The organism is Nonomuraea sp. SBT364, assembly GCF_001083785.1.
Taxonomy (GTDB): domain Bacteria; phylum Actinomycetota; class Actinomycetes; order Streptosporangiales; family Streptosporangiaceae; genus Nonomuraea.
Genome location: NZ_LAVL01000315.1, coordinates 1 through 3,169, shown reverse-complemented (window position 1 = coordinate 3,169; position 3,169 = coordinate 1). Strand labels below are relative to the sequence as shown.

Here is a 3,169-nt window from a genome sequence, read left to right as displayed (position 1 = left end):
GGCTGGAGCCCGGGTGGGGGCGCTGGGGGGTCACGCTGGTGGTGCTCGGGCTGTTCGGGCGGGTGTTCCATGCCGGGGTGAGCCATCTGGCCTTCCAGATGGTGGACGCGCTAGGGCTGGAGGAGGCGCAGCGGGCCGTCGCCGCCACGTACGGGGCCTTCCACGTGTTCAAGGCGGTCAACGTGTGCATCATGGCCGGCTGGATCGTGCTGGCCGTCGGGGCCTGGCGGGTCAGGGTGTTCGGCGGCGGGCCGCTCGGGGTGGTGCGCTGCGTGGCGCTGGCCCTCGGGCACGCGCTGCCGCTGGGCGTGCTGAAGGGCAGCAGCGACCCGATCTCGCTGATCGCACTCACCGGGCTGGCCGTCGCCCTCGTCCCGCTCGGGATCGCCACGCTGCGGGACGGTCCCGCGCCCCGCTGGTGGGCGGTGGCGCTCACCGCCGCCCTGGTCCCGGTGGCCTTCCTGCTCGGCGTGGTGGGCTGACTTTCGCATCATGCGGTAACAAATGGAGGGCTCGGACCACTACCCGGTGTCAGAGAACATCCGGAACGAAGGGGCGGGGCGGTGACGGATGAAACGCACCGGTTCACCGGCATGTACGACGAATGCCGGCAACGAGTGTGGGCGTACGTGGTCAGTCGCGCGGGCCGGCAGGTGGCCGACGAGGTCGTGAGCGAGACGTTCGCGATCGCCTGGCGGCGGCTGGACGACGTGCCCGACCCGGCGCTGCCCTGGCTGCTCGGCGTCGCGCGCAACGTGCTGCGCGACAGCATCCGCGCCGAGGCCCGGCGTGAGGCGCTCGCGCAGGAGTTGCGCGCCTGGACCGAGGGGGACGTGGCCGACCAGGTGGCGGAGCGGATCGGCGTGCTCCAGGCGCTGGCCGCGCTGCCGGACGACGACAGGGAGATCCTCGTCCTGGTGGCATGGCAGGGGTTGTCGCCGAAGGACGCCGCCCGGGTCGTCGGCTGTTCGACCGCCGCGTTCCGGGTCCGGTTGCACCGCGCCCGCAAACGGCTCAAGCAGGCCATGGAGCCGGCCGGACCGTCCCGTCCCCAAGTGCGCAACCTCAGCGAGGAGTGGTCATGAACCCCATGGACGAGCTGCGTGCCGCCCGGCCCGCACATCTCGGCGACGTCCCGGTCGACGAGGGCACCCGGGCGAAGGAGCTCACATATGCCATGTCGCGGCCCCGGCCGGCGCGCCGGCGCGCGCGGAAGCTCGTACGGCCCGTGTGGGGCATCAGCCTGGCCGGGGCGGCGGCCGCGGTGGCGGCGGCGACCGTCGTCGTGACCGGGACCGGCGGCACCACGCCGCGCGCCCCCGACCCCGTCGCCCAGCCCGGCCAGACCGCCACAGCCACACCCACCGCCGCGAAGGTCCGGCTCTCGGCGCGCGAGGTGCTGCTGGCCGCCGCCGAGAAGGCCGGCAGCCAGCCCGACGAGATGGGCGCCTGGTGGCACACGACCTCCGTGCATCGCACCCTGTTCGAGGCCGCGAAGGGCGGCTACCTGGTCCTGGACCAGCAGCGGAGCGAAACGTGGACGCCGAGCGCCACCGGCGGCGACCAGTGGGGCCGTACCCGGTCGCTGGGAGCCAGGCCCGCCACCGCCGCGGACGAGGCCGCCTGGCAGCGGGCAGGCTCCCCCACCGAGATCGACGTCAAGGTCTGGCGCAAGCTCGGCGGGATGCGGCTGTCCACCTCGCCGGGCAAGCCGAGCGAGGGCCACACGCCGCTGGTCGACGGTGACAAGGTGTTCTGGCTGGGCCGCAACGTGACCATGAAGGAGTTGCGCGCGCTGCCGTCCGATCCGGGTGAGCTCAAGGCGTGGCTGCTGCGCTCGTACAAGGGGCATGACACCGAGACGTCGAGCATCCCGATGGGGTCCGACGCGTGGCTGTTCCGGGTGAGCACGGGGCTCATCACGGACATGCCGGTCACGCCTGAGGTGCGCGCCGCCGCCTTCCGGATGCTCGCCGACCTCGACTCGGTCGAGGTCATCGAGAACGTGACCGATGCCGAGGGCCGCCAGGGCACCGCGGTCGCGGTCGAGGAGAAGCTCAAGGACGGCGTCCTGGAGAACCGGCTGATCTTCGACCAGGAGACCGGCCGGACCCGGGCCACCGAGAGCGTGGTCGTCGAGCCCGGCGGCGCTCAGGCCGCCTTCGAGCCCGGCACCGTGTGGAACTCGGTGGCGGTGCTGGAAGCGGGCTGGACGGACAGCAGGTCATAGCGTTTCACCGGGGGCCCGGCGCGGGCCCCCGGAACCTATGCCTCATTCGCAGCGTCACATTCCATACCAATGTGACAGCTGAGACCGAAGAGGCTGAAGTGATCTTACGTCGCACCACTACCGCGGTGGCCCTGGCCCTGTCCGCCCTGTTCGCCCTCGACGCCCCCGCCCTCGCGGCCCCGGTGACCACCCCCGCGGCCGAGGATCCGGTGTGCATGCGCATCAAGGGCGCGGAGGCGTGCGTCGGCGCCGACGAGAGCGACCGCCCGGGCATCTACATCGAGGACACCGCGTCCGACAAGCAGCATCCGGCCGTCGAGTACTACCTGAACGGCTACCTGGGCACCATGCACGTCATCCACAACCTGGCGGGCGAGAGCGAGATCCGCGGCACCCGGCACATCGGCAAGGTCGTGACGTTCCGCGCGGCCCTCTACCGGGGCGACCACCGCGTCAAGGCGGGCCGCTGGCACACGGTCCGCAACGTCACCGAGCACCCGGTCAAGCGCGAGACCCGTGTCACCCCGGCCGTCGCCCGGCAGCGGTCCGTGGCCTGCGCCCAGACGAAGGGCGCCGCGCTCACCTGCTTCACCAGGAAGAACACGGCCGTGTTCGCCTGCGACACCCGGGGCGACAAGTACCAGGCCCGCGCCGAGTACTTCGTCGGCGGCGACCCGACCGCCCGGTACGAGCTCCACCAGCTGGCCGGGGCCGACACCTGCGGCAAGGCCGAGCACGGCGACCTGGCCGTCAGCATGTATCGCGCGTCGGTGTTCGACCGCGACGACCGGGTAGCGACGAAGTGGTACAAGTACTACTGATCACCTACCGGCAACGGCGCGCCGGTGCGGCCGGACTCGGCCCGCCGCCACGCCAGCGCCGCGGGCACGGCCGCCGCGACCCCGGCCACGCCCGCGACGGCCAGCCCGGCGGCGGGCC

The 3,169-nt window shown here is 72.7% G+C and carries 3 protein-coding genes and 1 pseudogene; all 4 read left to right on the top strand.

Annotated elements, in window-relative coordinates:
* Positions 1–482, top strand: a pseudogene (locus tag ADY59_RS52180) (hypothetical protein); the annotation flags it as partial.
* A gap of 81 nt (positions 483–563) precedes the next feature.
* Positions 564–1,085 carry an RNA polymerase sigma factor gene (locus ADY59_RS46900; protein ID WP_049577747.1) on the top strand — a complete coding sequence of 174 codons (522 nt, stop codon included), beginning with the start codon at positions 564–566 and terminating at the stop codon, positions 1,083–1,085.
* Positions 1,082–2,230 carry a CU044_5270 family protein gene (locus ADY59_RS46895; RefSeq protein ID WP_156326175.1) on the top strand — a complete coding sequence of 383 codons (1,149 nt, stop codon included), beginning with the start codon at positions 1,082–1,084 and terminating at the stop codon, positions 2,228–2,230. Before ADY59_RS46900 ends, ADY59_RS46895 begins: the two co-directional genes overlap by 4 nt.
* 98 nt (positions 2,231–2,328) lie before the next feature.
* Positions 2,329–3,051 carry a hypothetical protein gene (locus tag ADY59_RS46890; RefSeq protein WP_156326174.1) on the top strand — a complete coding sequence of 241 codons (723 nt, stop codon included), beginning with the start codon at positions 2,329–2,331 and terminating at the stop codon, positions 3,049–3,051.
* Positions 3,052–3,169: the final 118 nt, after the last annotated feature.